This is a genomic window from Lacinutrix sp. C3R15, from assembly GCF_018860825.1.
Taxonomy (GTDB): domain Bacteria; phylum Bacteroidota; class Bacteroidia; order Flavobacteriales; family Flavobacteriaceae; genus Oceanihabitans.
In genome coordinates this window covers 470,036-496,612 of the sequence record NZ_JAHKPZ010000030.1, presented here as the reverse complement: position 1 = coordinate 496,612, position 26,577 = coordinate 470,036, and the positions used below count along the sequence as shown (strand labels likewise).

The window sequence follows — 26,577 nt, the reverse complement described above, 5'->3', positions numbered from 1 at the left end:
GTTAATAGAAAATATCGTGCCAAACTAAAATTGTTGTCCTATTATAAAGTGTGTTTGCCAACCACTTACTGTTGTTCCTTGTCCTGGTACAGAATCAAATCCGTAACCGAAATCAATACCTAATAAACCAAAAGCAGGCATGAATAAACGTAAACCTAAACCTGCAGATCTTTTAAGATCAAACGGATTATAGTCTTTAAAATTGTTATAAGATACACCACCTTCAAGAAAACCTAGCATATAAATTTTAGCGGCTGGTTTTAATGTTATTGGGTAACGTAGTTCTAAAGAGAACTTGTTGTATATAGAACCACCATCACTGGTTACATTACCATCTTCATCAACTGGTTGTAAAGACTGGTTTTCATAACCACGTAATGCTATGGTTTCTCTACCATCTAAACTATAACTAGCTAAACCGTCACCACCAAGAAAGAAACGCTCAAAAGGAATAACACCTCTATCATTATCATAGGCTCCTAAGAAACCAAATTCTAAACTTGGGCGTAATACTAACTTATCTACAATTCTTGTATACCAATCTGCTTTAAATTTAATTTTATAGAACTCTAACCATTTGTATCGTTCTTGATCAATTTCTCCCATTCTGGTGTATGCATTTGTACTTTGTATATCTGTATATTCACCATTTGCATCATAATAGATTTCTTCTTGTTCTGCTCTTTCATCACTTAATGCTGCGTAATCTACATTATTAAATAGGGAGTAAGGTATAGAAAGTTTAGCACTAATATTAAAGTTAGAACCACCAGTTGGGTACACTGGGTCATTGTATGTATTGTTTCTGCTTAAACCAATGGTATATGCTAAGTTGTTAGAGTAACCATCACCAAAAGTAAATAGTCCAGTGTTATAATTTTTTAAGTTATAATGTTGGTAACTTAAGGCTTGTGATAAAGTAAAATAATCATCAGGTACAGAAAGTCTTTTTGCTAAACCAACAGATATACCTGTAATATTAAAACGTTTGTCTTTATCTGCATTTCCTGTTGTATAATCGTATAAAAATTGTTTAGAATGTGATATAGAGGTAGAAAATTGTACTGGTTTTTTACCACCTAACCATGGTTCTGTAAAAGAAAAACTATAGGTTTGGTAAAATCTACTAGCTTGTAAACGCAGAGCAAGTTTTTGACCATCACCACGAGGTACTGGTTTGTAAGCTTTACGGTTTAATATGTTTTTTATAGAAAAGTTATTAAAGGATAAACCAAGTGTACCAATAAAACTTCCGCTACCATAACCACCTTGTAATTCAATTTGGCTAGACCCAGTTTCTACAACACCATATTGTAAATCTATAGTACCTTCATTTGGGTTTGGGTTTTTAAAGTCTGTAGTAATTTGTTCTGTATCAAAAAATCCTAATTGACTTAATTCTCTAATGGTACGTACCACATTTGCTTTACTATATAATTGGCCAGGACGAGTACGTAGTTCTCTATAAATAATTTTGTCATTAGTTACTTCATTACCATGTACGGTTACATTATTGAAGTAGGTAGGTTTACCTTCAGAAATTCTAATTTCCATATCAATAACATTACCTTCTGCATTAGTTTCTACAGGGTTTATAGTAGAGAATAAATACCCATTATTTTGATATAAGTTAGTTAGGTCTTCTGCATCTGGTCTGCTATTGTCGGCAATTCTTTCTTGTAATAAAACACCATTATAAGTTTCGCCTTTATTTATACGTAAAACTCTTTTAAGTTGTTGGTCTGTATAAACTGTGTTACCAATAAAAGAAATGTCACCAAAGCTATATTTTTCACCTTCTTCTAAATTTATGTTTAGTGTAATGGTGTTATCATTATTTATAATTAAGCTATCTGATAGTATTCTGGCATCTCTATAACCGTTTTCTTTGTATTTGTCTATAATACTAGTTAAATCTGTTTTATAGTCTTCTTCTATATATTTAGAACGCTTGTAAATTCTTAAAAAGTTTCTTTTTTTAGTGTTTTTCATTGCGCTACCTAGTTTGCTGTCTGTTAAAACAGAATTACCAGTAAACACAATGTCTTTTACTTTTACTTTTTTTCCTTTGTCTATGGCTAAAACCATATTCACTTTAGATCTCTGAATAGAATCTGAAGTTTCAATAGTATTGATGTTTACTTTAGCATTAGTAAAACCATCTTTTTTATACTTGTTTTGTAGGTAGTTTTTTGTAGTAGTAATAAGGTTTTCTGTAACTTTTACACCTTTATCTAACTTGTTTTCTTTAATGATAGTTTCTTTTTTACCTTTTTTAACACCTGTTATTTTAACAGCATTAAGTTCTGGTAAGTCTGATAACCTAATTTCTAAAAAGGCATTGTTACCTTCTACTTTTAATAGATAAATATCTATATCATTAAAAAGGTTAGAGTTCCACAGTTTTTTTATTGCATTACTTATTTCTTCACCAGGAATTTGTACTTCACTTCCTTTTCTTAAACCAGAATAGGTAATAATGGTTTGTTCACTAAATGAAGTGTTACCATTAACAGTTATTTCTTCAATAGTGTATTTGTTGCCTTTTGTAAATGTAGTTTCTTGAGCAAATGTGCTTAAACTAAATATGGTTACTGTTAGCGCTAAAAAATGTTTAGTAATTGCTTTTAAAGGCATTAACTTAGCTAAGTTGTTCACTTGTTTTCCCAAATCTTCTTTCTCTTTTTTGATATTCTATTATGGCTTCATATAGATGTTGCTTTGTAAAATCTGGCCATAAGGTTTCAGTAAAATACAATTCTGCATAGGCAATTTGCCAAAGCAAGAAGTTACTAATACGTTGTTCACCACTAGTTCTTATAAGCAAATCTACATCTGGTAAATTTTGCGTGTAAAGATGCTCATTAATAAATGATTCATCAATACTTTCGGGCGAAATTATATTATTTTTAACTTTAATTGCTATTTTTTTAACTGTATTTAGTAATTCTTCTCTAGAACCATAGCTTAAAGCTAAGGTGAGTGTCATTCTATTGTTTGTTTTTGTTTTATCTATTACTTCTAGAAGTTCTTTATGTGCTTTAGTTGGTAAAGCTGATAAATTACCAATAGCAGATAGTTTAATGTTGTTTTCTTGAAGTGTTTTAATTTCTTTTTTTAAAGCAGAAACTAAAAGTTTCATTAGGGTTTGCACTTCTAGCTTTGGTCTGTTCCAGTTTTCTGTAGAAAACGCGTAAAGAGTTAGGTTTTTTATACCAAGTTCTGCTGAAGCTTCAACGGTTTCTCTAACAGATTTTGTTCCGTTTTCATGACCAAAAGCACGAAGCATACCTTTTTGTTTTGCCCATCTTCCGTTACCATCCATTATAATAGCTAGATGTTGCGGTAACTTATTTGTATTTATTTTTTCTTTTAAACTCATTTAAAATGAACAATAACATGGTGTTTCACCAAAAGTGTAAGTTAATGTAATACCAGTAAACATATACCAGTCATTATTATTTAAATTTCCAAAAGCAGCTCTGTCATATGCTTCTTCTGCATCTGGTACACTACCATCAATTTCATCGGTAAAAGTGTAGCGTGCACCAATTTCTGCTGCAAGTATAAACTTTTGTGCTATTTGAAATTTATATCCTAAAACCATTGGTAGGCCATAAGCTAAACTTGAGGTTTGATCGTCTATTAGTTCGCCACTATTACTAAAATGAAAGTTGTCGTGTTTGGCAACGGTTATTCCTGTATATAAATAAGGAGTAGCGTTTGTTTTTCTGCTATGTAAATTAAAATCAAAGAAAGTAAATTCTAAACCTACAGAAGCTTCAATTATAGGATTTGTAAATTTGTAATCTCTTTCTATTCTTCTTGGGTCATCAGATTTGCTGTCTAAAGCCTCTAATTCTGTGTAAATTAATGAAAATCTAAAAGAGTGTCTTGCGCTTCTATTCCATTTAAAAATACCACCAATTGCAGGCTTGTTTGGCGATATGTAGTTGGTAGCACCAACATCACCTATAAAATTACTGCCTCCTGCATACAAACCTATTTCATAAGTTTGTGCTTGCGTTAGCTGAAAAGTTAAAGCGCTGATTAGAATAATAATAAAGTACCTCATATACGATTAAAAGTTTGCAAATATAATAAATAAGATTGGCCAATAACAATTTGAAGCAAATTGTATGTGAATTAAACAGTTTTTCGGTTGAAATATTGTTTAATTTCGTTTATCTTCTCCCCAAAGTAGTTTTTTTCTGAGTGTATCTAAAAAACTTTCTTCTACCAATTCTAACATTTTAATAGTAAATGGTGCTTTTTTTATTTTTATTATAGTATTGTTATTTAATGTTGCAATTCTAGAATCTAAAGATACTAAATGTTGTTCTTCTCTACCATCTACTTTTAATTCTATTTCTGTAGAGTCAGGTATTACCAAAGGTCTTGCGCTTAAATTATGAGGTGCAATAGGTGTTAATACAAAACTATTGGTGTCTGGAGTTATTACTGGTCCGCCACAACTTAAGGAATAGCCTGTAGATCCTGTTGGTGTAGATATTATTAAACCATCACTCCAATAAGAGGTTAAATACTCATTGTTAAGTTTGGTGTCTACAGTAATCATTGAGGTGGTGTTTTTTCTGCTTATTGCAATTTCATTTAGCGCAAAATTTGTTTCTTTAATTTTGTTGTTTTCTGGTAGTGTTTCAATACTTAATAAACTACGTTCTGATATTTTATAATTTTTGTTTAAAATATTTTTAATAGCAGCTTCAATGTCATTTGTTTGTATGGTAGATAAAAAACCTAAGCGGCCTGTGTTTATACCTACTATAGGTATGCCTAAATCTTTGAGGTAAGTTATAGCTCTTAAAATGGTACCATCTCCACCAATACTTATTAGCAGGTTAAAACTTTTATCTAGTTCTGTAAATGGTTTTATAGAGGTGTTTTTTAAGGTTTTAAAATGGCTTAAAAATGCTTCTTCTATAAAAATTTCTGCTTTTTCGTTTAAAAGTATTTGTAATAAATGATGAAATGCATCAAACGACTTTTCAGGATAATATTGACTGTAGATAGCTATCTTCATATTACATGTTTAGATATTTGTTAAGGTAGTCTGATCGTTCTTTTAAACTTTCCATATAGCTGTCTTCTTCATGTCCAGAAACAACATTATAACTATATCTTCTAAAAGTTTGCATGATGTCGTTTAGTCCTGTATTTCCTATTTTTAGCGTTATTTCTGCAATATCATTTTCTATTTTAGAAACAAAAGCACCTAGTAATTTTCCGTTGTTAGACTCTACTATTTGGCTTATTTCGCTAAAAGAATAATCTGTTAAGCCTTTTTCTATTATTAATATTGCTCCAGCTTCAGAGAAAAATGGGGTTTCATTAAATAAACTAATAATGTCTTTCAGTTCATAATAGCCTATGTAGTTGTTTTTTTTATTTAAAATAGGCATAATGTTAGTTGCATTTTGTGCAAATGCTTCTAAGGTATCTAGCCAGTTTGTGTCTTCTCTCACAAAAAAACCTTCTGCAGAATAGAGGATGTCTTTTACCAGTTTTGTAGTTTCAAAACAATGAATGTCTGTTTCAGAAATACAACCTAAATATACACCTTCTTCGTTTTTAATAGGAATATGAGAATAAGTAAGTTGTTGAAATAGCACCTGTAAATCACGTACACTATTGGTTAATGTAGGTGGTTTAATGTCGTTTATTATATAATTAGAAAGATTCATTTTATTCTTCTTTTTAGCTTCTGCAAATTAATCAAAAAAATAGTCAATAAGCCTGTTCTAGTTTGTATTTTTGTACTATAATACGTTAAAGAATGACAAAATTAAGTGTAAATATTAATAAGATAGCTACTTTAAGAAATTCACGAGGAGGAGATTTGCCTAATGTAGTACAATTTGCTAAAGACGTGCAGCGTTTTGGAGCAGAAGGTGTAACTATTCACCCAAGACCAGACGAAAGGCATATTCGCTACCAGGATGCGTACGATTTAAAACCTGAAGTATACACAGAATATAATATTGAAGGAAACCCTATTCCTAAATTTATAGATATGGTTTTAGCTATTAAACCAACACAAGTTACATTGGTTCCAGATAGCGTAGATGCTATTACTAGTAATGCAGGCTGGGATACCATTAAGCATAAAGATTTTTTAGTTGAAGTAATTAAAGAATTTAAAGCCAACGGAATTAGAACCTCAATTTTTGTAGATCCAGATGTAGCACAAATAGAAGGAGCTAAAGAAACTGGAACAGATAGAATAGAATTGTACACTGAAGCTTTTGCACACCAGTATGGTTTAGGAAATTACGATGCTATTAAGCCATATGCCGCATGTGCAGAGTTAAGTAATACCTTAGGTTTAGGTATAAATGCAGGGCATGATTTATCTTTAGATAATATAAAATTCTTTAAAGAAAATATTTCTGGTTTATTAGAGGTTTCTATTGGGCATGCACTAATTTCTGAAAGCCTTTATCTTGGTGTAGAAAACGTAATACAAATGTATTTACAAAAACTAAAATAAACATTTTTCTAGCTGTAAAGAGTTAAAAAAATCAATAAATGTTTGGGTTGCACGCAAACTAAATCTTATTAAATTAATAAAACATTGGCAACATTATATTCTAATATTATAGGAGAAGGAAAACCATTTATAATTCTTCATGGTTTTTTAGGAATGAGTGATAACTGGAAAACACTAGGTACTCAATTTAGTGCAGCTGGTTTTCAAGTGCATTTGGTAGACCAACGTAATCATGGCAGAAGTTTTCATGATGCACTTTTTAATTATGATGTTTTAGTAGAAGACCTAAAGTGTTATTGTAAAGACCAGAACCTAGAAGATATAATTTTATTAGGGCATTCTATGGGAGGAAAAACAGCCATGCTTTTTGCTACAGAATATCCAGAACTAGTTTCTAAATTAATTGTAGCAGATATTTCACCAAGATTTTACCCAGTACATCATGATGCTATTTTAGAAGGTTTAAGTAGTTTAAATTTTGAAGAATTAAAATCTAGAGGAGCAGCAGATAAAGAATTGTCTAATTATGTTTCCGATTTTGGAACCAGACAATTTTTACTTAAAAATTTATATTGGATTGAAAAAGGAAAACTAGCTCTGCGTATAAATCTAGAGGTTTTAAAAAATAATGTTAGCGAAGTTGGCGAAGCATTACCTATACATGCAAAATTTATTAAAGACACCTTGTTTCTTCGTGGAGATAGAAGCGAATATATTGCATTACAAGACGAAGCTTTAATTACAAGGCATTTTCCAACAGCACAAATTACAACCATTGCTAATGCAGGACATTGGTTGCATGCAGAAAACCCTGAAGATTTTTATAAAGCTGTGATATATTTTGTAACTAATTAATACTTACTAACCTAAAAAAGAAAGACTATGAATTTAATTATTAGACTACTTTTAAATGCTATTGCTGTTTTTGTTTTAGCAAATGTTTTAAATGGTGTAAACGTAAATGGCTATGCAACAGCTGTGGTTGTTGCTTTAGTACTATCTATTTTAAACTTAATTGTAAAACCGGTTTTAGTTGTTTTAACCTTACCTATTACCATTGTAACTTTAGGTTTATTTATGTTTGTTATTAATGCATGTATTATACTTTTAGCAGATAAATTTATAGATGGTTTTTACGTAGATAGCTTCTGGGTAGCAATGCTTTTTAGTGTGCTTTTAAGCATCTTGCAATCTTTCTTGCAATCTTTTTTAAAACAAGATTAAAAGCAGGCTTGTTTTCAATACGTTAAAAACTTTGTTGTAGAGTAAAAAAGTAGTATTTTTGCACTCCTTTTTAATAGAAAAACAATAAAAAGAAACACTTTTTATAAATCTATTAAAATGGTTTTCCGTGAAAATGGAAATCTAAACTAGTGTTAAATGCCCTATTTTGGGCTTTATATCATTTATAATGAATATTACAAGAGAAAACATTGATGCATTAAATGCAGTAGTAAAAGTAGATATCGCAAAAGAAGATTATAGCGATAAAATTGAAAAAATCTTAACAGATTACAGAAAAACTGCTAACATTCCTGGATTTAGAAAAGGTCACGTACCAATGGGAATGGTTAAGAAACAATATGGTAAAGCCGTTTTAGTAGATGAGGTAAACAAACTTTTACAAGATGCTTTAAATAAATATTTAACAGAAGAAAAGTTAGATGTTTTAGGGCAACCATTACCAAAAGTGCAAGAAGAAATAAATTGGGATGCAGAAGATTTCTCTTTTGAATTCGAACTAGGTTTAGCACCAGAATTTGATGTAGACTTAAAAAGTAAAAAAGCAATAACACATTATAACATTGTTGCTGGAGATAAAATGATTGATGATCAAGTTGTTAATATCCAGAAACAATATGGTAAATTAATTTCGCAAACCGAAGTTGAAAAAGACAGTGAAATTACTGGAACTTTTAAAAATGAAGAAAAAGAAATTGAAAATACAGTAACTTTAACTTTAGATAAATTTAAAGGAGCAGCAAATGCTAAGAAATTTGTTGGTGCTAAAGTTGGAGATGTAATTACCTTAAAAACAAAAGGGCTATATAGTGATGATCATGAATTAATGCATGCGTTAAAAATACAACATGATGATGCACATGGTTTAGATATTGAAGTAACTTTTACCATTACAGAAATTAACAAACGCGAGCTTGCAGATTTAGACCAAGAATTGTTTAATAAATTATTTGCAGATGGTAGTGTAACCTCTGTATCAGAATTAAAAGAAAAGATTAAAGAAGATGCCGAAAAACAATTCGTGCAACAAGGTGATCAAAAGCTTTTAAATGACGTAACAGAATACTTAGTAGAGAATACTAAATTTGATTTACCAGCAGCATTTTTACAAAAATGGATGCAAACAGCAGGTGAGCAACCATTAACAGAAGACCAAGCAAAAGAAGAATACGAAAAATCTGAAAAAAGCTTACGTTACCAGTTAATTGAAGGGAAACTAATTACAGACAATAAAATACAAGTAACTTTAGAAGAAATTCAAGGGCATGCTAAAAACATGATTAGAATGCAAATGGCTCAATTTGGGCAAATGAACCCTTCAGAAAAAGAACTTGATGATATTGCTGCTCGTGTACTATCTAACCAAGAGGAAGCGCGAAAAATATCAGAGCAAATTATTAGCCAAAGATTGTTAGATGTCTATAAAGAAAAAGCTAATATTAAAACTAAAGAATTAACTTACGAAGACTTTGTAAAAGAAGTTTACGGAGATAAATAAGAGGTAAAATTAGTACACTTGGCTTATTAAAGTGTTAACATAATTTTAAAGAATAAATCCTTATATTTAGGCGTTGAAACTTTTACGTTTTAACGCCTTTTTAATAACTATAATTTTTATATCAACATATGGATTACGGAAAAGAATTCGAAAAATTCGCAATAAAAGATCAAGGAATTAGCAGTACCTACTATAACAAGATTATTAGTAGCATGTACCCAACTAACTTGACACCAAATATAATTGAAGAACGCCAAATGAACATCGCTATTTTTGATGTGTTTTCGCGTTTAATGATGGATAGAATCATTTTTTTAGGAACAGGTATTAATGACCAAGTTGCTAATATCATTCAGGCACAATTATTGTTCTTAGAAAGTACAGATGCTAATAAAGATATTCAAATATATATAAACTCTCCAGGAGGAAGTGTATATGCAGGACTAGGTATTTATGATACCATGCAATTTATTAAGCCAGACGTTGCAACTATTTGTACAGGAATGGCAGCATCAATGGGAGCTGTTTTATTATGTGCAGGACAAAAAGGAAAACGTAGTGGTTTAACACATTCGCGTGTTATGATTCACCAACCTTTAGGTGGTGCACAAGGGCAAGCTAGTGATATAGAAATTACTGCTCGTGAAATTTTAATATTAAAAGAAGAACTTTATAATATTATTAGTAAACATTCTGGGCAGGATTACGACAAAGTGTATGCAGATAGTGACCGTGACTACTGGATGAAAGCTGATAAAGCTAAAGAGTACGGAATGATTGATGAGATTTTAGTTAGAAGCTAAAAATAGTCAAGTAGAAAATGAAAGTTGTTTTGAGTAGTATCAAAAAAAACTGTTGGTTTTCTTGAATTTAAAAAATTAAGTAAAAGTTATAAGTAAGAGTGAAAGCTTTTAACTCGTAATTTTTAATTCATAACTTGAAAAATGGCAAAAGAAGATTTAGAGTGTTCGTTTTGTGGACGTAAAAAGCCAGAAACCAATTTATTAATTGCAGGATTAGATGCGCATATATGTGATCGTTGTATTGAGCAGGCACATGGTATTGTTATAGAAGAATCTAAGCAAACAGATAATAGTGACCTTTCTGCAGAATTAGTTTTACGCAAACCACAAAAAATAAATTCCTTTCTAGACGAATATATAATTGGGCAAGAATCTACAAAAAAAGTAATGTCTGTTGCAGTATATAACCACTACAAAAGGTTATTACAGCCACCAAGTGATGATGATATCGAGATTCAAAAATCAAATATCATTATGGTTGGGCAAACAGGAACAGGAAAAACCTTAATGGCTAAAACCATTGCTAAAATGCTAAACGTACCATTAGCAATTGTAGATGCTACTGTTTTAACAGAAGCTGGTTATGTTGGTGAAGATGTAGAGAGTATTTTAACCAGATTATTGCAGGCTGCAGATTACAACCTAGAAAAAGCAGAAAAAGGAATTGTTTTTATTGATGAAATAGATAAAATTGCTAGAAAAAGTGATAATCCATCTATAACTCGTGATGTTTCTGGTGAAGGTGTACAACAAGCTTTACTAAAACTTTTAGAAGGAACTGTTGTTAACGTACCACCAAAAGGAGGGCGTAAGCATCCAGATCAAAAATTTATTGAAGTAAATACCGAAAATATACTATTTATAGCTGGAGGAGCTTTTGATGGTATAGAACGTGTAATCTCTAAAAGATTAAACATGCAAGCAGTAGGTTATAGCGCATCAATGAGTGATACTGTTGTAGATCAAAACCATTTACTACAATATATTATACCTAAAGATTTAAAAGATTTTGGATTGATACCAGAAATTATTGGTCGTCTTCCTGTGTTAACTTACATGGATCCTTTAGATGCAAAAACCTTAAGAGCTATTTTAACACAACCTAAAAATGCAATCATCAAACAATATAAGAAATTGTTTGAAATGGATGATATTGAATTTAGCATTACAGATGGTGCCTTAGATTTTATTGTTGATAAAGCAATAGAGTATAAGTTAGGAGCTCGTGGTTTACGTTCGCTTTGCGAAGAAATTTTAACAGATGCTATGTTTGAATTACCAGGTAGCAACGAGAAAAGTTTAAATGTAACTAAAGCTTATGCAGAAGAAAAACTTACTAAAACAACCATTAAAAAACTAAAGGCTGTTTCTTAATTTTTAGTTTTTGTAAGTATAAAAAACCATTTATAAAGTTATTTATAAATGGTTTTTTTGTTTTTAAAATAACGGTATAACTCAATATTCATAAAAATAAGAAGCATACCATAAATAGAATCTTCAATAGGAATATTACTTATTCGTACTCCTAAATTTTCTGCATTATTATACCAAACGATTGGTTTTTTAACTAAAAAACTTCCAGTAAGTATACCATTACTAATACAAAAGAAAGGTAGAATTAAAAAGAAAGTTAAATAATGATAAGAGAGGTTTACTTTTTTAACTTTTAAATATATCAAGAAAATAGAAGTGCTTAAAAGCGTAATAGAAGTGTATAGTTTTTCTGTGTGTAAAAGCCCTACTATACCAAACACTAGTATACATAAATAACTTAAAGCAGACGCAGTTTTTTCTAAAGGATTCTTTTTTATAATATGTTTTAAAGCAAAAAAAGTAAAAACACAGCAATACGGAATACAGATAAAAAATAGAATTTCTTCAATAGGTAAATTGCCTATATGAAAGCCTGTTAAATAGTCTGTGTTAAAACCCCAAACACCAATGTTTGTAAAAATAGAATCCCATACAATAAATAGTAAAGCAATAATTATGTTTGCTTTAAAAAAAGGTAGCCACTCTTTGTAAAACGCGTGTTTTTTATAAAAACTAGCTAAAAAAGGAATGCTAATGCAAGCAAAATCTATAAGAAGATAGGTGTATGGTTGCATGAATTATTTTTTAAAAATTTTATGGTATTTTTTTGGTACAAACAGCATTCCAAAGCATTCCCCTTCTTCTTTTCCTAAATGTTTATGGTGTACCTTGTGTGCTTTTCGTAATCCTATAAGGTATTTGTTTTTGGTATTTTTAAACCATTTAAAACGTTGGTGAATAAGTACATCATGTATTAAAAAATAACAAACACCATAAAAGAAAATACCTAAGCCAATAAAGAACATAAAGTTTAAGTTTGGTAGTAGTCCAAAGTATAATAGTAAGATACTAGGAATGGCAAAAATTACAAAAAAAGCATCATTCTTTTCAAAAGCATGCGGATATTTTGGTTGGTGGTGATCTGCGTGTAAATACCATAAAAATCCGTGCATGACATATTTATGTGTAAGCCATGTAACCGCTTCCATGCAAATAAAAGTGGCTATTGTAATTAGTATGTATTGTATAATAATCATATTGTAAGTTACTTAATATGTTTAAAATTTAAAAAGCATTTAACTTATATCGTATATACGATTTAGTAAGAATAAATAATTTTAAGGAGTTAGATATTCTAATTCTTCCTTTTAAAATCTTTTCAGAATCTGCTTTTTTCAGTTTCTTTAAAAGTTTTAAATAGTATCTATATGCTATATATACACCAAGTCTACTTTCTATAGGTAATTTGATGATGCCTTTATATGCTTCATGAAAATCTTTTTCTATGTCTTTTATTATTTCTTGTTTCGTAGCGTTATTTAAAGAGTTGGTGTTTAAATTAGGAAAATAGGAGCGTCCTAAGTTTTCTGTATCTTCTTTAATATCTCGTAAAAAATTCACTTTTTGAAATGCAGACCCCAAATGGGTTGCAGATGCTTTTAGTGCTTCAAATTTTTTATCGTCATTATTTACAAATACTCTTAAACACATTAGACCTACTACATCTGCAGAACCATATATATAGTTTTCATATGCCTCTTTTGTGGTATAATCTGTAACTTTTAAATCTGCTTCCATTCGTTTTAAAAAATCTTCGGCATAGTTTTGTAGATGATATTTATGTGCAACTTCTTGAAACGAATTAATAATAGGGTTTAAACTAATTTTTCTTTCTAATGCTTTTTGGTAATCGGTAACAAAATCATAGAATAGTTCTTCTTGAGGATATGCTTCAAAAGAATCTACAATTTCATCTGCATAACGTACAAATCCATAAATAGCATAGATTGCAGGGCGTATTGATGGTGCAAATAATTTAATGCCCAAAGAAAAGGATGTGCTATAGCTATTGGTAACAATTTTGCTACATTTTAAACTGGAAGTATCAAATAACGCTTTCATATTATGCTGTGTTTTAAAATTAAATCACTTACTATCTTACCTGAAATTAATGAAGGAGGAACTCCTGGTCCTGGAACTGTTAATTGTCCGCAGAAATATAAATTAGAAACTTTTTTACTTTTTAGCTTTGGTCTAAGTACATGTGTTTGTGTTAGAGTATTTGCCAAACCATAAGCATTCCCTTTATAAGAATTGTAATCTTCCTTAAAGTCTTTTACACAATAAGATTCTTTAAAAAGAATGTTGTTTTTAATAGTTTCACCAGTCATTTTTTCAATGCGTTCTATAAGTTGTTTAAAGTAGTGTTCTCTAATTTCTGGTGTGTCTTCTGCATCTGGAGCAATAGGAATTAAAAAAATACCCGCTTCTTTACCTTGAGGCGCTGATGAAGCATCTGTAATACTAGGGAAGCTAGCGTAAAACAAAGGTTTTTCTGCCCATTCTTTTGTGTCGTAAATTGTTTTTGCATGTGCATCAAAATCAGTGTCAAAAAATAAAGTATGATGCGAAACGTTTTTTAGTTTTTTGTTAAATCCAACATAGAATAATAAGGCAGAAGGAGCAAAGGTTTTTTTGTTCCAATAGTTTTCAGTGTATTGTCTTAGTTCTTTTGGTAGTAAGGTTTCTGTATGGTGGTAATCTGCTCCGCTTAATAAAATGTCGCAAGCATAATTTTTTTTACTAGTGGTAACACTAATTACTTTATTGTTTTCTGTGTTTATTTGTTTTACTGCGCAATTGGTAATAATATTTACACCTAAACTTGTAGCGAGACTATGCATTGCGTTTACAACTTCATACATGCCTCCTTCAGGATGCCAGGTGCCTAATTTAAAATCGGCATAATTCATAAAATTGTAAAAAGAGGGAGTATTACTTGGTTTGGCGCCAAGAAACAAGACTGGAAATTCTAAAATTTTCTGCAGTTTTTTGTTTTTTACATAACCGGAAACCTGTTTCTTAATAGTTAAAATAAACTCATATAACTTTAAAATAGTTTTACTGTTTATAATTTCAAAAACGTGCTCTCCAGGTTTGTAAACTAGATCTTTTATAGCAATATCGTAGTTTTTTTGTGCTTTATCAATAAACTGTTGTAGTTTATTTGCACTACCTTTTTCAATGTTTTCAAAGGTGTTTTTAATCGCTTCAAAGTTATCTGTAATACTAATAGAATCTTTTTTTCCAAAGTAAATTTGGTATGCAGGTTTTAGTTTGTGTAGATTGTAAAAGTCTTTGGTAGAGGTGTTAAAATCATTAAAAAAACGTTCAAACACATCAGGCATCCAATAAAAAGTGGGACCAATATCAAAAACAAATCCTTCTTTTTTTAACTGTCTAGCTCTTCCGCCAACTGTTTTATTTTTTTCTAAAATAGTGACATCAAAACCTTTGCTAGCTAAATAGCACGATGCAGATAGTGAGGAGAATCCAGAACCTATTATTACAATTTTTTTCAAATTCATGGTATAATTTAATTAAATAAACCGACAACAAAAAACGCTATCGGTCTATTTATCAGTTAAATACGCTGATTTAGCTTGGTGTTAGTTATTAATCATTACTTTGTTAATTACATGTATTACACCATTTCCAGCTTGAACATCTACTGCTATAATTCCTATATCTGTAGCGCCAGATCCATCTGTTATATCTGCAATATTATCACCTGTACCAGGTAGTGTTATAGTAATGTTGTCTCCTTCAATAGTTGCAGCAGTTGTATCACCAGGATTATTAAGCATGCTTGAAGTAATGTTTGCTTCTTTAATTACGTGGTGTAATAGTACTTGCGTTAAAGCAGCTTCTTCAGGAATTGCTGCTAAAGCTGCAAAGGCATCATTTGTTGGAGCAAATACTGTAAAGCTTGGGTCTATCATATCTGCATTTCCAATTTCTGTTCTTGATAAAATAGAAACAAAATCTGTAGCAGGTGTTAATGTTGTTAATGCTTGAACCAATGTAGAAAAGGTTTGGTCTGCTGCTGCAAAAGTTACTACTGTTGGTATATCAATTACAGTGTCTACAGCGTGAATAATACCATTTGTACCAACCACATCTGCTTGAGTAACTGTTGCTATTCCATTAAATACTACTCCGTTTGATGTATTGTAATATAGACTCATTGCATTTCCAGCAGGTCCTGATGCACCTGTATTGGTGTATCCTGCTCCAGCATCTACTAAAGCTGATGAAGTTACTGTAGACCCAATAATTACATGGTTTAGTAATATTTGAGAAAGAACAGCTGTGTCAACATCTCCTAATGCTGCTCCGTTTAAAAATGTGCTAAAAGCATTGTCGTCTGGTGCTAAAACTGTAAATGGTCCGTCGCCACTTAACACATTTACTAAATCACCATCTGCGGCACCTAAAGCAGCAACTAAATTTGAAAAACTTGCGTTTGCCACTGCATGGTCTACTATAGTTGGTAAGCCTAAAACGCCGTCAATTACGTGAATGGTTCCGTTTGAAGCATCTACATCTGCTGTTGTAACTGTTCCTGCATTGTTAAATGTTACACCGCTACTTGTATCAAAGTAAATACTAATATTTAAGCCGTCAGCACCACTAGCGCTTCCTGAAGTGTATCCAGAACCCATACCAATTAAGTCGCTTGATGATACATCAGCCATGATTACGTGATTTAAAAGTATTTGTGATAATACATCTGTTGGTACAGCTTCTAAAGAAGCAAATCCGTTAGCAGATAAGAAAGCCGCAAAGGCATCATTTGTAGGTGCTAATACTGTAAATGGTCCGTTACCACTTAATACTGATGTTAAGTTTCCGTCTGCTCTAGTTAATGCAGCTACTAAAGAACTTAAATCTGGATTAGCTACAGCTAATTCTACAATGTTAGGTTCTGTAGTTGTGTTGTTTGAGCCATCGTCATCATTACTACATGAAATTGTTAATAAGGATAGACTAAAAAGTGCGATAAAAAAGAATTTCGTTTTCATAATGTCTAGTTTAAATGTTTAAAGTTTAGACAAATATATAAAAATATTTCTATTTGTCAACTAAAATAATGTAAAAGTTAGACAAAATTTTTTTTGTAATATTTAGTGTGTTTATTTTTTTTGTTTAACTTTGTTTGGTAAATAATTAGACATGAGTAGATATACAATGGCCCAAATAGTAACTTTAACAGGTGTTAAAGCGCATACTTTACGTAAATGGGAGACTAGATATAATTTTTTAGATCCAGAACGAACAGATACAAATATTAGGTATTATTCAGATTTACAATTAAAAAAATTACTGAATATAAGTGTCTTAACTAGAAAAGGGTATAGAATTTCTAAAATAGATAAAATGTCTGATGATGAAATTTATAAAATCATTTCAGATAGTTTAGAAGAAGGTGATTATGAAGATGAAATTAGTGCGCTAGTTATTAGTATGCTTGATATGGATGAGGTTAGATTTAATGAACTCCTTAGAACACATATAGTTAAAAATGGGCTTTTAGCAACGATTACTGAATTAGTATATCCTTTTTTAAATAAAGTAGGAGTACTTTGGGGAATGAATAAAGTAATGCCTGCCCAAGAGCATTTTATTTCTAATTTAATTAAGAAAAAAATGTTTGCTTCTATAGATTTACTTCCTTATCCTCATAAAGATAGTCCTAGTATATTAATGTTTCTAGTTGAAGGCGAACACCATGAAATTGGGTTGCTTCTTGCGTATTATATAGCTAGAGAAATGGGTTGGAAAGTGTATTATTTAGGACAAAATGTACCTATTGATAATATAAAACAAGTGGTTGAAGAAATTAAGCCAGAATACCTGTTAACCATGTTTGTTACACCAGCCGAAGATACAATTAATACTACTATAGCTACTATATTAAATCAGGCAGAAGATGTGCCACTTCTTTTTTCAGGTAACCCTATAGGTTTAGAAAAAGTGGAAGGAGATAGTAGAATTTTTCATTTATCGCATCCAAAGGATTTAATAAGTTGTCTTAAAAAATAAAGCCTGTAAATAAAAAACCAAGCAATATGCTTGGTTTTTTTTGTATAACGATAATTATTTTATAAAATTATCTACTAATAGCACACCAAGGTAGTTATTATATTAATAAATGTAAAAGTGTTTTAGATGAAGCATAGGTAATTCTCGTTGTAATAAGGTATTGTTGTAAATGTTGCTATTCATTCAATTTTATTAATTCTTCCATATAATCTCTAGAGTTTGATAGTCTTGGTATTTTATGCTGTCCGCCAAGTTTATTGTTTTGTTTTAGCCAATCATAAAATAGTTTTTCTCTAGCGATATGTACTGTTGGTTTATTAAGTGTAAGGTTGTTAAAACGTTTCGCCTCGTAATCAGAATTTACGGTTTTTAAAGCATTGTCAAACAGTTCACTAAATTTGTTGAGGTCTTTAGGAGGTGTTTTAAATTCTATCAACCATTCATGAGATCCCTTTTCCTTTTCTTTCATAAAAATAGGAGCAGCAGTATAATCTACAATTTCAGAAGCTGTTTTTATACATGCTTCTTTTAGTGCGTTTTCTGCATTTTCAATAATTAGTTCTTCCCCAAAAACATTTATATGGTGTTTGGTACGACCAGAAACTTTTATTCTGTAAGGTGTAATAGATGTAAACCTAACGGTGTCACCAATTTTGTAACGCCATAATCCTGCGTTTGTTGTTATTATAACAGCGTAGTTTTTGTCTAATTCTACTTCAGAAAGCGGAATGATTTTTTGTTCCTTACTTCCGTAAGTATCCATAGGAATGAATTCATAGAAAATTCCGTAGTCTAGCATTAAAAGTAATTCGCTAGAATTGTTTTGGTCTTGAATAGCAAAAAAACCTTCTGAAGCATTATAAATTTCATAATACCTAAAATCGTTATTAGGTAGTATGTTTTTGTATTGTTGTTGGTATGGAGTAAAACTTACACCACCATGAAAATACACTTCTAAATTTGGCCATACTTCGTGTAGGCTATTTTTGCCTGTGGTTTCTAAAACATTATTTAGTAAAACTAGCATCCATGAAGGAACACCTGCTAGACTTGTAACGTTTTCGTTAATGGTTTCGTCTACAATTGCTTGCATTTTATGTTCCCAATCACTCATAAGAGAAACCTTGCTGCTAGGTGTGCTGCTGTATTCTGCCCAAAAAGGCATGTTGTCAATTAAAATAGCACTTAAGTCCCCAAAAACAGTTCCGTTTTCTTTATATAGTTCTTTGCTTCCGCCAAGACGTAAACTTTTACCAGTAAAGAGTTGTGAGTTTTCATTATTATTTAAATACATGCACAGTAAATCTTTACTTGCTGCATAATGACAATCTTCTAAAGAGTCTGTGCTTACAGGAATAAATTTACTTTTAGCATTTGTGGTTCCGCTAGATTTTGCAAACCATTTAATAGGTGTTGGCCAAAAAATATTATTTTCACCTTTTCTTGAGCGCTCTATACTAGGTTGTACATCTTCGTAACAAGAAATGGGTATACGATCTGCAAATTGCTTATAGTTTTTAATAGAAGCAAAATCGTATTGCTTCCCAATTTCAGTATCTTTAGCGGTTTCTATAAGTTCTAGTAATAACTCTGTTTGTACTTCATTTGGGTATTTTAAAAATAAATCGATTTGGTGAAAACGTTTTTTTAAAAACCAGGAAGCAATAGAATTGACTATAGGAATTGGCATATTTATACTATCTTTATTCTTAATTAGATTTGCTTGTAAAAATGCGATTAATTGCTAAAATTTTAAGGGTGAAATGCACTTAAAATCACACGATTTTTACTAAGTATCTTCAATGATAAAAATAAGACTTTTTTTTTATGTACTACCAAGGTGTTTTAACAAAAATGGAAACCGAATTTACAAAACCTATTCAATATTATTTAGTGTTTGAAAATGATTTTTTAAACATGAACCAGTTGATAGACAAAAACATACATTTGAAATTTGTGAAGTATCAATGTTTAAGCTGTGGTTTAAATAAAGTGATTTACAGACAGGGATTTTGTAAGAGTTGCTTTTTTGATATACCGCAAGCTGCAGATTGGATTATGCGTCCAGAATTAAGTACTGCGCATTTAGATAAAGAAGACAGAGATTTGGCTTATGAAAAGAAAGTACAACTGCAACCACATATCGTATATTTAGCTAATTCTAGCAATGTAAAAGTTGGTGTTACTAGAAAAAGCCAAGTGCCAACACGTTGGATAGATCAAGGAGCGCATGAAGCTATTGAAATTGTAGAAGTGCCAAATAGATATTTAGCAGGAATTACCGAAGTTGCTCTAAAAGACTATGTTGCAGATAAAACTAATTGGCGAACCATGTTAAAGAATGATTTGGTAGATGAAAATTTGGTAGAATGGCGAGAGCGCTTAAAAGAGTTTATTCCAGACGAAGCAAAAGAGTATTATATTGAAAATAATACGGAAACTAATATAGAGTTTCCGGTTTTACAATATCCTTTAAAACCAAAAAGTTTAAATATTAAAAAAGAAGGAAGTTATTCTGGAAAGCTAGTTGGCATAAAAGGACAATACCTGATTTTTGAAGATCAAACCGTTTTTAATATACGATCAAACGAAGGTTTGGTTGTAGAGCTAGGAGTAGATTAAATACATAAACAAAAAAACACGCTTTTAAATAAAAGCGTGTTTTTTTATATATGTATAAAGAAGTAACTACTAAATATCTTCAGCGTCTCTTAAACCTTGAATGTAAGATGCTTTTTGTACTTGACGTCTACGTTTTACAGATGGTTTTGTGAAAAACTGGTTTTCTCTTAAATTCTGCATAACTTTCACATTTCTGTGTTTACGCTTGTAACGTTTTAAAGCACGTTCTATATTTTCGCCTTCTTTTATTTCTATTCTTAACATAATGATTCTTTAATTGTGGATGCAAAAGTAAATTAATTATTTTTATTTTATAATATTTATTTACTTTTTTTTCTTAAAAAATGGATAAAAAACTAAAATTCAATTAAAAAGTCGTTTTTTTAGATGCCATTTTTACTCTTGTGTACCTGTAGCGTATAGTTTGTTGAACTTGTCTTTTATAGATTCAACTTTTTTTTTATTCTACAGAGTCTTTAACGGTTTCTTTTTTCTTGTTATTTTTTATAAGACCACCTAGAATATTTTTTACACCTTCTTCAACCGTTGTGTTTTTTGTTGGTGATTCTGTATTTGTACTATTATTTCCTGTAATATCATCTAGTACATTTTTAATAGGATTACTTGTTTGTGTTTTTGTCGAATCATTTTTAGTGCCTCCAATAGCATCACTTATTAAGTTTTGGAGTTCTTGTGAGCCTTGATTTAAAAGTTTTTTCTTTTGTATTTCAATTAACTGTTTTGTTAAATTGGTAATACCACTTGTTAAATCTGTTTTAACGGTTGGTGCTGTAAAAGTACCACCAATGGTTGCGGTTACCGGAATGGTAATATTGCTTACCTCAGGATCATCTATTTTACCTATTAGTTGGTTAATATCGCTTCCTAAATATTTTGCAGGTACTTGTAAAACGGCATTATAAGCCATGCTTTTATCGAAACCATGTGAACCATCAACAGTAATATTAATGTCCTGGTATTTAATATCAAAAGGTTTTACGTTTACTTTTCCGTCTTTAAAATCTAGTTTGGTTTTTAAGTCTTTTAAGTCAAGTTTATTAAAATCTATAAAGCTAAAAGCGCCATCTAGTTTGCTTAGTAAAGGAGCGGTTTCAGAAGAAATATTTGTTGTTAATAATTCGGCAAGAGCATTACCAGAAACTGTAGATAAGTCAGGCGAAAAACTTTGGTCTAAAGCTCCCGAAAGATTAATGGTTGTGTTTAATTTTCCTTGTAGTATTTTTGCAATAGGAGCTAAGCTTTTTAGTAATTGTAAGTCTTTAAAAGATTCTGAAATATTAAAATCTTTTATACCAAGATCCATATTAAAAAGCGGTGTTTTCTCTTTGGTATCTACCAAACCAGAAACTGTAATCTCTCCATCAAACAAATTAGAAGTAAGGTTTTGTAAAGTAGCTTGTTCATCTTTTATTTTTAGAGTTCCTTTTACATTTTTAAGGGTTAAATTATCATATAAAACAGTTTTTGCATCTGCTTGAATGGTACAGTCTAAAAACGCAGGAATTTTAAGAGATTCTTCTGCTGTGGTGGTTTTGTTATTAGAAGCCGTTTCGGTTTCTGCAACCATAAAATCATTTACAGCAAAAGCATTAGATTTTACATTAAAATTTCCTTTTAAATTACCATCACTTAGTAAGAATCCTAATAAATTTTGAATGTTTCCAGTAGCATTTAAGTCGCTAGTACCTGTTCTTGCATCAAAACTATTTAAGGAAACTGTTCCTGGGCTAAAGGTAATATCTGCGTTGTTAATATGAATAGGGTTAACAATATCTTCACTTGAAAAAATAAAATCAGTGATACTTACATTTCCATCGTTTTTAATACGTTGGTATGCGTTGGTTTCTAGCGCATTCATATCAAAAGAAGTGTGTAGTTTTCCTTTTAAAATTCCACTTAATTCTTTGTCTAATGTTACAGGATAGGCTTTTGTAATGTTTGCTAAATTTAAAACACCATCAATATTAGCATTAACTAACATGTTTTTGGTTATGTTTTTTAATGTAGCAGAAGATTTAAAAACATCTTGATCTATTTTAAAATTTAAAGTTTCTAAGTTTAAATAGGTGTTGTCAATGTTTCCATCATCGTTTTTTAACGATGCATTTATAACAATGTTTTCTACGCTTTTTGGTAAGTCAGGATATTTAAATGACGCATTGTTTGATGCTACATTAATATCTAGATGAGGTATAGTAGTATCACTACTTAAGCCCTTTACCATTCCTTTTATCTTAAAGTTTCCGGTTGTTGCTACATTTTCTATGTTTTTAGAATATGTTTCAGGAATAACAGCTAAAAAATCTTTAAAATCAGAACCAGAATTTTCAAATGTAATATCAATGTTTTGTCCTTCATCTACCATTTGTACAAAACCCTGAAATGCTAATGGTAATTGATTAATTACAGCTTTGTTTTCTTTAAAAGTGTATTTGCTGTTTTCTAAATCTAAATCAATTAAAGCATCTAGTTTTATAGTATTGTTATTTAAATATGCTGTGCTATCTAAGCTTAAACTTACTCTGGCCTCTGTGTTTGTGTCTAATTCTGATACATTGCCAGAAAAGGTTCCTTTTCCAGAATGGTTTAATTCTGTGATGTAAAATGTAATGTTAGACTGCTCATCTAAATAAGTGAATGCACTATTGTTTATGGCATAATCTTGTATGTCAAAGCTAAAACTAGACTCGGTTTCTGTGTTAACGGTTTCTGGTTCGCTGTCTGTTTTTTTAGCAATATCATAATTAACATCTCCAAATTTATTGGTTTTTAATGTTATTAAGGCTTCGTTAACATTTATGGCGTTAACAACAATGGGTCCATCAGTTGCTTTTTTAAATAATTCTTTTAAAGACATGTCAAAAGTAATAGATTTTACGGTTGCAAAAGTTTCGTCTTTAAAAGGTTCAAAATTAGTAATTATTAAATCGTCTACACTAACATGTGCTTGCGGAAAACTACTTATTAAACTTAAGCCTACGTCGCTAAATTCTACTTTAGCGTTTAAGTTTTCGTTAATAAAACGTTTTACCATGTCTTTTATTTGCGACTTAAACATAAAGGGAATGGCAATTAATATTGCCACAATAATTAGTACTGTAATACCAGAAATTTTTAAAGCTTTTTTCATAAAAATAATACAAATTTGATTGTGTAAGTATTTACGTAATAATACTATATTTAGATGTTGCAAAGATACGCTTTAGTAAAAGTTTAGCATTTAAGCTAAAGCTATTTCTTCGTTAACTTTTAGTTGAAAACGTTTTCTAAAAAGGTACACGCTTAAATATAAAAAAGGCGTATCAAAAACAGCTATGAGTACTTTAAAAACAAAACCTGCAACAAGTAAGCCTGCAAACTTATTCCAAGCAATTATATTAAAAGAGCATAGTAGTATTAAAATGGTAAACGTATCTACAAACTGTGAGAAAAAAGTAGAGAAATTATTACGTAGCCATAAGTGTTTTCCGTTGGTTAAGCGTTTCCAGAAATGGTAAATTTGTATGTCTACAAATTGTGCAAATAAGTAAGCCATCATGCTTGCAAAAACAGCAATTACAGTGCTTCCAAAAACAGTTGTAAATAGTTTGTCGTTTACAGGAGACCAGTTTGTAGCAGGTACAATATTGCCAACAAAAACAATTAACATAGAAAAAAAAGAAGCAAAAATACCAGCAATAACTACTTGGTTTGCTCGCTTTTTACCATAAATTTCACTTATTAAATCTGTTATTAAAAAAGTAATAGGATAAGGTAAAATACCAACCGAGAGTTCAAAAAGCTTGACACCAAAAACTTCAATATTAAAAGGATACCAGTAAAAAAACTTCTGAAAAATTAAATTAGAAACTACCAACGAGGTAATAAATAAAGCGCCAAGTAATAAGTAGATACGTTGTGCCGCAAGTGTGTCTTTTAATGTCATAATATTTCCTACTAAGGTAGTGATCTAGATTTTTGTTTTTTAATAATTCACCATTGCAATCTTTGGTATTAAATATCCTTTGTGTAGCATTATTTGATGCAATAAATTTCAAGTCTAAAAATGCTTGCGATTAAATTGTGAATAAATAGCTAAGATAAATATAAACCATTAAAAATTGTTTTAGTTATTTTGCTGTCACTTATGAGCCAACCCAAAAAAGCATATATATCACTAGGAAGTAATAAAGGCGACAAATTTAAAAATTTGCAAAACGCTATAGATTGTATTCATGAACAAGTTGGTAATATAAAAATAATATCTAAAGTATATAAAACACCTGCTTTTGGTTTTGAAGGCGAAGCATTTTATAATACCTGTTTAATTTTAGAAACCAATTTAAAGCCAAGCAGGCTATTAAAGTTGCTTTTAGATATTGAAAAACAATTAGGAAGAGTTAGAACAAATGCTCCTGGTTATCAAGCGCGAATAATAGATTTAGATATTGTGTTTTATGAAGATGAAGTTGTAGATACTAAAACGTTGCAAGTTCCGCATCCTGAAATGCAAAAACGCAAGTTTGTGTTACAGCCTTTATTTAACGTTGCGTCTAAAGTAGAGCACCCAGTTTTAAAGAAAAATATAAGTGTTTTGTTAGAAGAGTGTGGAGATACCAGTGTTTTAGAACCTATAAATATTTGGCTAAAAAACCCGAGTAAGCAGTATGATTTTTCTAACTATAACTTTATAGCTATTGAAGGAAATATAGGAGCAGGAAAAACAAGCTTAAGTAATAAAATGGCATCAGATTTTAATGCCAAACTTATTCTTGAGCGTTTTGCAGATAATCCTTTTTTACCAAAATTTTATAAAGAACCTAAACGTTATGCGTTTACATTAGAAATGTCTTTTCTAGCAGATAGATACCAACAAATTAGTGATGATTTATCACAGTTAGATTTGTTTAAAGATTTTATAGTTAGTGATTATGATGTGTTTAAGTCTTTAATATTTTCAAAAATCACTTTGCCAGAAGATGAGTTTAAACTCTACAGAAAACTTTTTTATCAAGTGTATAAAGATATAGCAAAACCAGATTTGTATGTGTATTTATATCAAAACACCGAAAGGCTTCAGGCGAATATTAAAAAAAGAGGTAGAAATTACGAGAAGGATATTAAAAACGATTATCTAGAAAAAATTAATTCGGGTTATTTAGAGTTCTTAAAAGAACAAACCGAATTAAATGTAAAAATTATTGATATCTCTGAAAAAGACTTTGTAAAAAATAGAGCAGACTATCTTTGGATTATAGATAAGATTTGCGAGTAGTGCTTTTTTTTAATAAGATTGGTGCTGCTAGAACCTGTTGTTCTTTCTGCTTTTGAATAAAGTTAATAAAAAAGTTTTCTTTTACATCTAGTAGGTAAGCATAAGCTAGTATCTAAAATTTAAAATAAAGTTTAGTGTTATTAGTTTATAGCTTTTCAAGTTTACTAAAAACATCCCAAACTACAACGCCACAACTCACCGAAATATTAAGGGAATGCTTGGTTCCAAATTGAGGTATTTCAATAACCACGTCACTTGCGCTAACCACATTTTGTGCAACACCTTTTACCTCGTTGCCAAAAACTAAAGCGTATTTAGTGTGTGTTTCCGGTTTAAAATTATTTAGCATAGTAGCATTTTCGGCTTGCTCGATAGCACATATTTTTACGTTTTCATTTTTTAGCTTTTCAACAACATCTAAAGTGTTTTCTGCATATTCCCAAGCAACTGTGTCTGTGCTTCCTAAAGCTGTTTTGTGTATGTCTTTATGTGGTGGAGTTGCAGTGATTCCGCAGAGATAGATTTTTTCAACTAAAAAAGCATCACTAGTTCTAAACACAGAGCCTATATTATTTAAACTTCTAATATTATCTAAAATAATAATAATAGGTGTTTTGGTAGCAGTTTTAAAACCTTCTACACTCAGTCTATCTAGTTCGTTGTTTCTTAATTTTCTCATACTGCAAATATTCAAAAAAAAACTTCCTTTAAAAAAAGGAAGTTTTATAATTATAAAAAAATAAGTTAAATATCTTTTTCTTCTGTTGGTTTAGGTTTAACTGTACCTTTAATACGTATTACTTTTTTAGGAGCATTAATAGCATTAGAAGTTAAAGTGATACTTTTAGAAAAAGAACCAGTTCTATTTGTTGCATAACGCACACCAATAACAGCAGACTCACCAGGAGCAATTGCCTCTTTAGGCCAAGTAGGTACTGTACAACCGCAAGAACCTTTAGCGTTTGTTATAACCAAAGGCGTGTTACCTGTGTTTGTAAAAGTAAATTCTCTATTTCCGTCGGCATTGTTTTCAATGGTTCCGTAGTCAATAGTTTCTGTTTCAAACTCAATTTTTGCTCCGTTTTCAGTCGCTACAGTTTCTGATTCGGTTGTGTTTGTGTCGTTTTGTGCTACACCAACAGCAGTCATGGCGAACATAGCAAAACTTAATAAAATTGCTTTTTTCATATATAAATGGTTTTGATTT

At 30.6% G+C, this 26,577-nt stretch carries 25 protein-coding genes; 9 read left to right on the top strand and 16 right to left on the bottom strand.

Features of this window, described 5'->3' with window-relative positions:
• Positions 1-24: 24 nt before the first annotated feature.
• The 5 genes from KO494_RS10855 to KO494_RS10835 form a co-directional block, all read right to left on the bottom strand.
• The gene (locus KO494_RS10855; protein ID WP_215967694.1) at positions 25-2,637 is read right to left on the bottom strand and encodes an outer membrane protein assembly factor; all 2,613 of its coding nucleotides are present in this window, start codon (positions 2,635-2,637) and stop codon (positions 25-27) included.
• Between the two features lie 4 nt (positions 2,638-2,641).
• Positions 2,642-3,382: an isoprenyl transferase gene (locus KO494_RS10850; RefSeq protein WP_215967620.1), complete on the bottom strand. Its 741-nt coding sequence runs from the start codon at positions 3,380-3,382 to the stop codon at positions 2,642-2,644.
• Positions 3,383-4,075 carry a DUF6089 family protein gene (locus KO494_RS10845; RefSeq protein ID WP_215967619.1) on the bottom strand — a complete coding sequence of 231 codons (693 nt, stop codon included), beginning with the start codon at positions 4,073-4,075 and terminating at the stop codon, positions 3,383-3,385.
• Positions 4,076-4,174: 99 nt separating this feature from the next.
• The gene (locus tag KO494_RS10840) at positions 4,175-5,044 is read right to left on the bottom strand and encodes an NAD kinase (RefSeq protein WP_215967618.1); all 870 of its coding nucleotides are present in this window, start codon (positions 5,042-5,044) and stop codon (positions 4,175-4,177) included.
• Between the two features lies 1 nt (position 5,045).
• Positions 5,046-5,705 (bottom strand): CBS domain-containing protein, encoded by a 660-nt coding sequence (locus tag KO494_RS10835; protein WP_215967617.1) that lies wholly within the window; start codon positions 5,703-5,705, stop codon positions 5,046-5,048.
• A 92-nt stretch (positions 5,706-5,797) separates the two neighbouring features.
• On the opposite strand from KO494_RS10835, the gene KO494_RS10830 reads away from it, so the two are divergent.
• From KO494_RS10830 to clpX, 6 genes are all read left to right on the top strand, one after another.
• A complete protein-coding gene (locus KO494_RS10830) occupies positions 5,798-6,511 on the top strand; it encodes a pyridoxine 5'-phosphate synthase (RefSeq protein WP_215967616.1) in 714 nt (237 codons plus the stop codon).
• 84 nt (positions 6,512-6,595) lie between these two features.
• On the top strand, positions 6,596-7,366 hold the full coding sequence (locus tag KO494_RS10825; protein ID WP_215967615.1) for an alpha/beta fold hydrolase: 771 nt from the start codon (positions 6,596-6,598) through the stop codon (positions 7,364-7,366).
• A gap of 27 nt (positions 7,367-7,393) precedes the next feature.
• Entirely contained in the window at positions 7,394-7,735 is a 342-nt protein-coding gene (locus KO494_RS10820; protein WP_215967614.1) for a phage holin family protein, read from the top strand.
• A gap of 187 nt (positions 7,736-7,922) precedes the next feature.
• Positions 7,923-9,251 (top strand): trigger factor, encoded by a 1,329-nt coding sequence (gene tig, locus KO494_RS10815; protein ID WP_215967613.1) that lies wholly within the window; start codon positions 7,923-7,925, stop codon positions 9,249-9,251.
• A 128-nt stretch (positions 9,252-9,379) separates the two neighbouring features.
• Positions 9,380-10,054 carry an ATP-dependent Clp endopeptidase proteolytic subunit ClpP gene (gene clpP, locus KO494_RS10810; RefSeq protein ID WP_215967612.1) on the top strand — a complete coding sequence of 225 codons (675 nt, stop codon included), beginning with the start codon at positions 9,380-9,382 and terminating at the stop codon, positions 10,052-10,054.
• A gap of 141 nt (positions 10,055-10,195) precedes the next feature.
• Positions 10,196-11,428, top strand: a complete 1,233-nt coding sequence (clpX, locus tag KO494_RS10805) for an ATP-dependent Clp protease ATP-binding subunit ClpX (protein ID WP_215967611.1) — start codon at positions 10,196-10,198, stop codon at positions 11,426-11,428.
• Between the two features lie 38 nt (positions 11,429-11,466).
• Here clpX and KO494_RS10800 read toward each other — a convergent pair whose 3' ends face one another.
• The 5 genes from KO494_RS10800 to KO494_RS10780 form a co-directional block, all read right to left on the bottom strand.
• Positions 11,467-12,162: a lycopene cyclase domain-containing protein gene (locus KO494_RS10800; protein ID WP_215967610.1), complete on the bottom strand. Its 696-nt coding sequence runs from the start codon at positions 12,160-12,162 to the stop codon at positions 11,467-11,469.
• Positions 12,163-12,165: 3 nt separating this feature from the next.
• Complete coding sequence (locus KO494_RS10795; protein WP_215967609.1) at positions 12,166-12,624, bottom strand: sterol desaturase family protein; 459 nt, start codon at positions 12,622-12,624, stop codon at positions 12,166-12,168.
• Positions 12,625-12,652: 28 nt separating this feature from the next.
• On the bottom strand, positions 12,653-13,489 hold the full coding sequence (locus tag KO494_RS10790; RefSeq protein ID WP_215967608.1) for a phytoene/squalene synthase family protein: 837 nt from the start codon (positions 13,487-13,489) through the stop codon (positions 12,653-12,655).
• On the bottom strand, positions 13,486-14,955 hold the full coding sequence (locus tag KO494_RS10785) for an NAD(P)/FAD-dependent oxidoreductase (protein WP_215967607.1): 1,470 nt from the start codon (positions 14,953-14,955) through the stop codon (positions 13,486-13,488). Before KO494_RS10785 ends, KO494_RS10790 begins: the two co-directional genes overlap by 4 nt.
• A gap of 81 nt (positions 14,956-15,036) precedes the next feature.
• The gene (locus KO494_RS10780) at positions 15,037-16,452 is read right to left on the bottom strand and encodes a fasciclin domain-containing protein (RefSeq protein ID WP_215967606.1); all 1,416 of its coding nucleotides are present in this window, start codon (positions 16,450-16,452) and stop codon (positions 15,037-15,039) included.
• 151 nt (positions 16,453-16,603) lie between these two features.
• Here KO494_RS10780 and KO494_RS10775 point away from each other — a divergent pair, with 151 nt between their 5' ends.
• The gene (locus KO494_RS10775) at positions 16,604-17,473 is read left to right on the top strand and encodes a MerR family transcriptional regulator (RefSeq protein ID WP_215967605.1); all 870 of its coding nucleotides are present in this window, start codon (positions 16,604-16,606) and stop codon (positions 17,471-17,473) included.
• A gap of 175 nt (positions 17,474-17,648) precedes the next feature.
• Here the strand turns inward: KO494_RS10775 and KO494_RS10770 are convergent, their stop codons facing one another.
• Positions 17,649-19,163, bottom strand: a complete 1,515-nt coding sequence (locus KO494_RS10770; protein ID WP_215967604.1) for a GH3 auxin-responsive promoter family protein — start codon at positions 19,161-19,163, stop codon at positions 17,649-17,651.
• 137 nt (positions 19,164-19,300) lie between these two features.
• Between KO494_RS10770 and KO494_RS10765 the strand changes: the two genes are divergently transcribed.
• Positions 19,301-20,095 carry a DUF2797 domain-containing protein gene (locus tag KO494_RS10765; RefSeq protein WP_215967603.1) on the top strand — a complete coding sequence of 265 codons (795 nt, stop codon included), beginning with the start codon at positions 19,301-19,303 and terminating at the stop codon, positions 20,093-20,095.
• A gap of 69 nt (positions 20,096-20,164) precedes the next feature.
• Here the strand turns inward: KO494_RS10765 and rpsU are convergent, their stop codons facing one another.
• From rpsU to KO494_RS10750, 3 genes are all read right to left on the bottom strand, one after another.
• The gene (gene rpsU / locus KO494_RS10760) at positions 20,165-20,359 is read right to left on the bottom strand and encodes a 30S ribosomal protein S21 (protein WP_055443717.1); all 195 of its coding nucleotides are present in this window, start codon (positions 20,357-20,359) and stop codon (positions 20,165-20,167) included.
• Between the two features lie 196 nt (positions 20,360-20,555).
• Positions 20,556-23,246 (bottom strand): AsmA-like C-terminal region-containing protein, encoded by a 2,691-nt coding sequence (locus tag KO494_RS10755; protein WP_215967602.1) that lies wholly within the window; start codon positions 23,244-23,246, stop codon positions 20,556-20,558.
• A 90-nt stretch (positions 23,247-23,336) separates the two neighbouring features.
• Complete coding sequence (locus KO494_RS10750; RefSeq protein WP_215967601.1) at positions 23,337-24,041, bottom strand: queuosine precursor transporter; 705 nt, start codon at positions 24,039-24,041, stop codon at positions 23,337-23,339.
• Between the two features lie 201 nt (positions 24,042-24,242).
• On the opposite strand from KO494_RS10750, the gene folK reads away from it, so the two are divergent.
• Positions 24,243-25,370 (top strand): 2-amino-4-hydroxy-6-hydroxymethyldihydropteridine diphosphokinase, encoded by a 1,128-nt coding sequence (gene folK / locus KO494_RS10745; protein WP_215967600.1) that lies wholly within the window; start codon positions 24,243-24,245, stop codon positions 25,368-25,370.
• 145 nt (positions 25,371-25,515) lie between these two features.
• On the opposite strand, the gene KO494_RS10740 is transcribed toward folK, so the two are convergent.
• Both KO494_RS10740 and KO494_RS10735 read right to left on the bottom strand, forming a co-directional pair.
• Positions 25,516-26,049, bottom strand: coding sequence for an RNA methyltransferase (locus tag KO494_RS10740; protein WP_215967599.1), 534 nt, complete (start codon positions 26,047-26,049; stop codon positions 25,516-25,518).
• A 65-nt stretch (positions 26,050-26,114) separates the two neighbouring features.
• Positions 26,115-26,558: a DUF1573 domain-containing protein gene (locus KO494_RS10735; protein ID WP_215967598.1), complete on the bottom strand. Its 444-nt coding sequence runs from the start codon at positions 26,556-26,558 to the stop codon at positions 26,115-26,117.
• Positions 26,559-26,577: the final 19 nt, after the last annotated feature.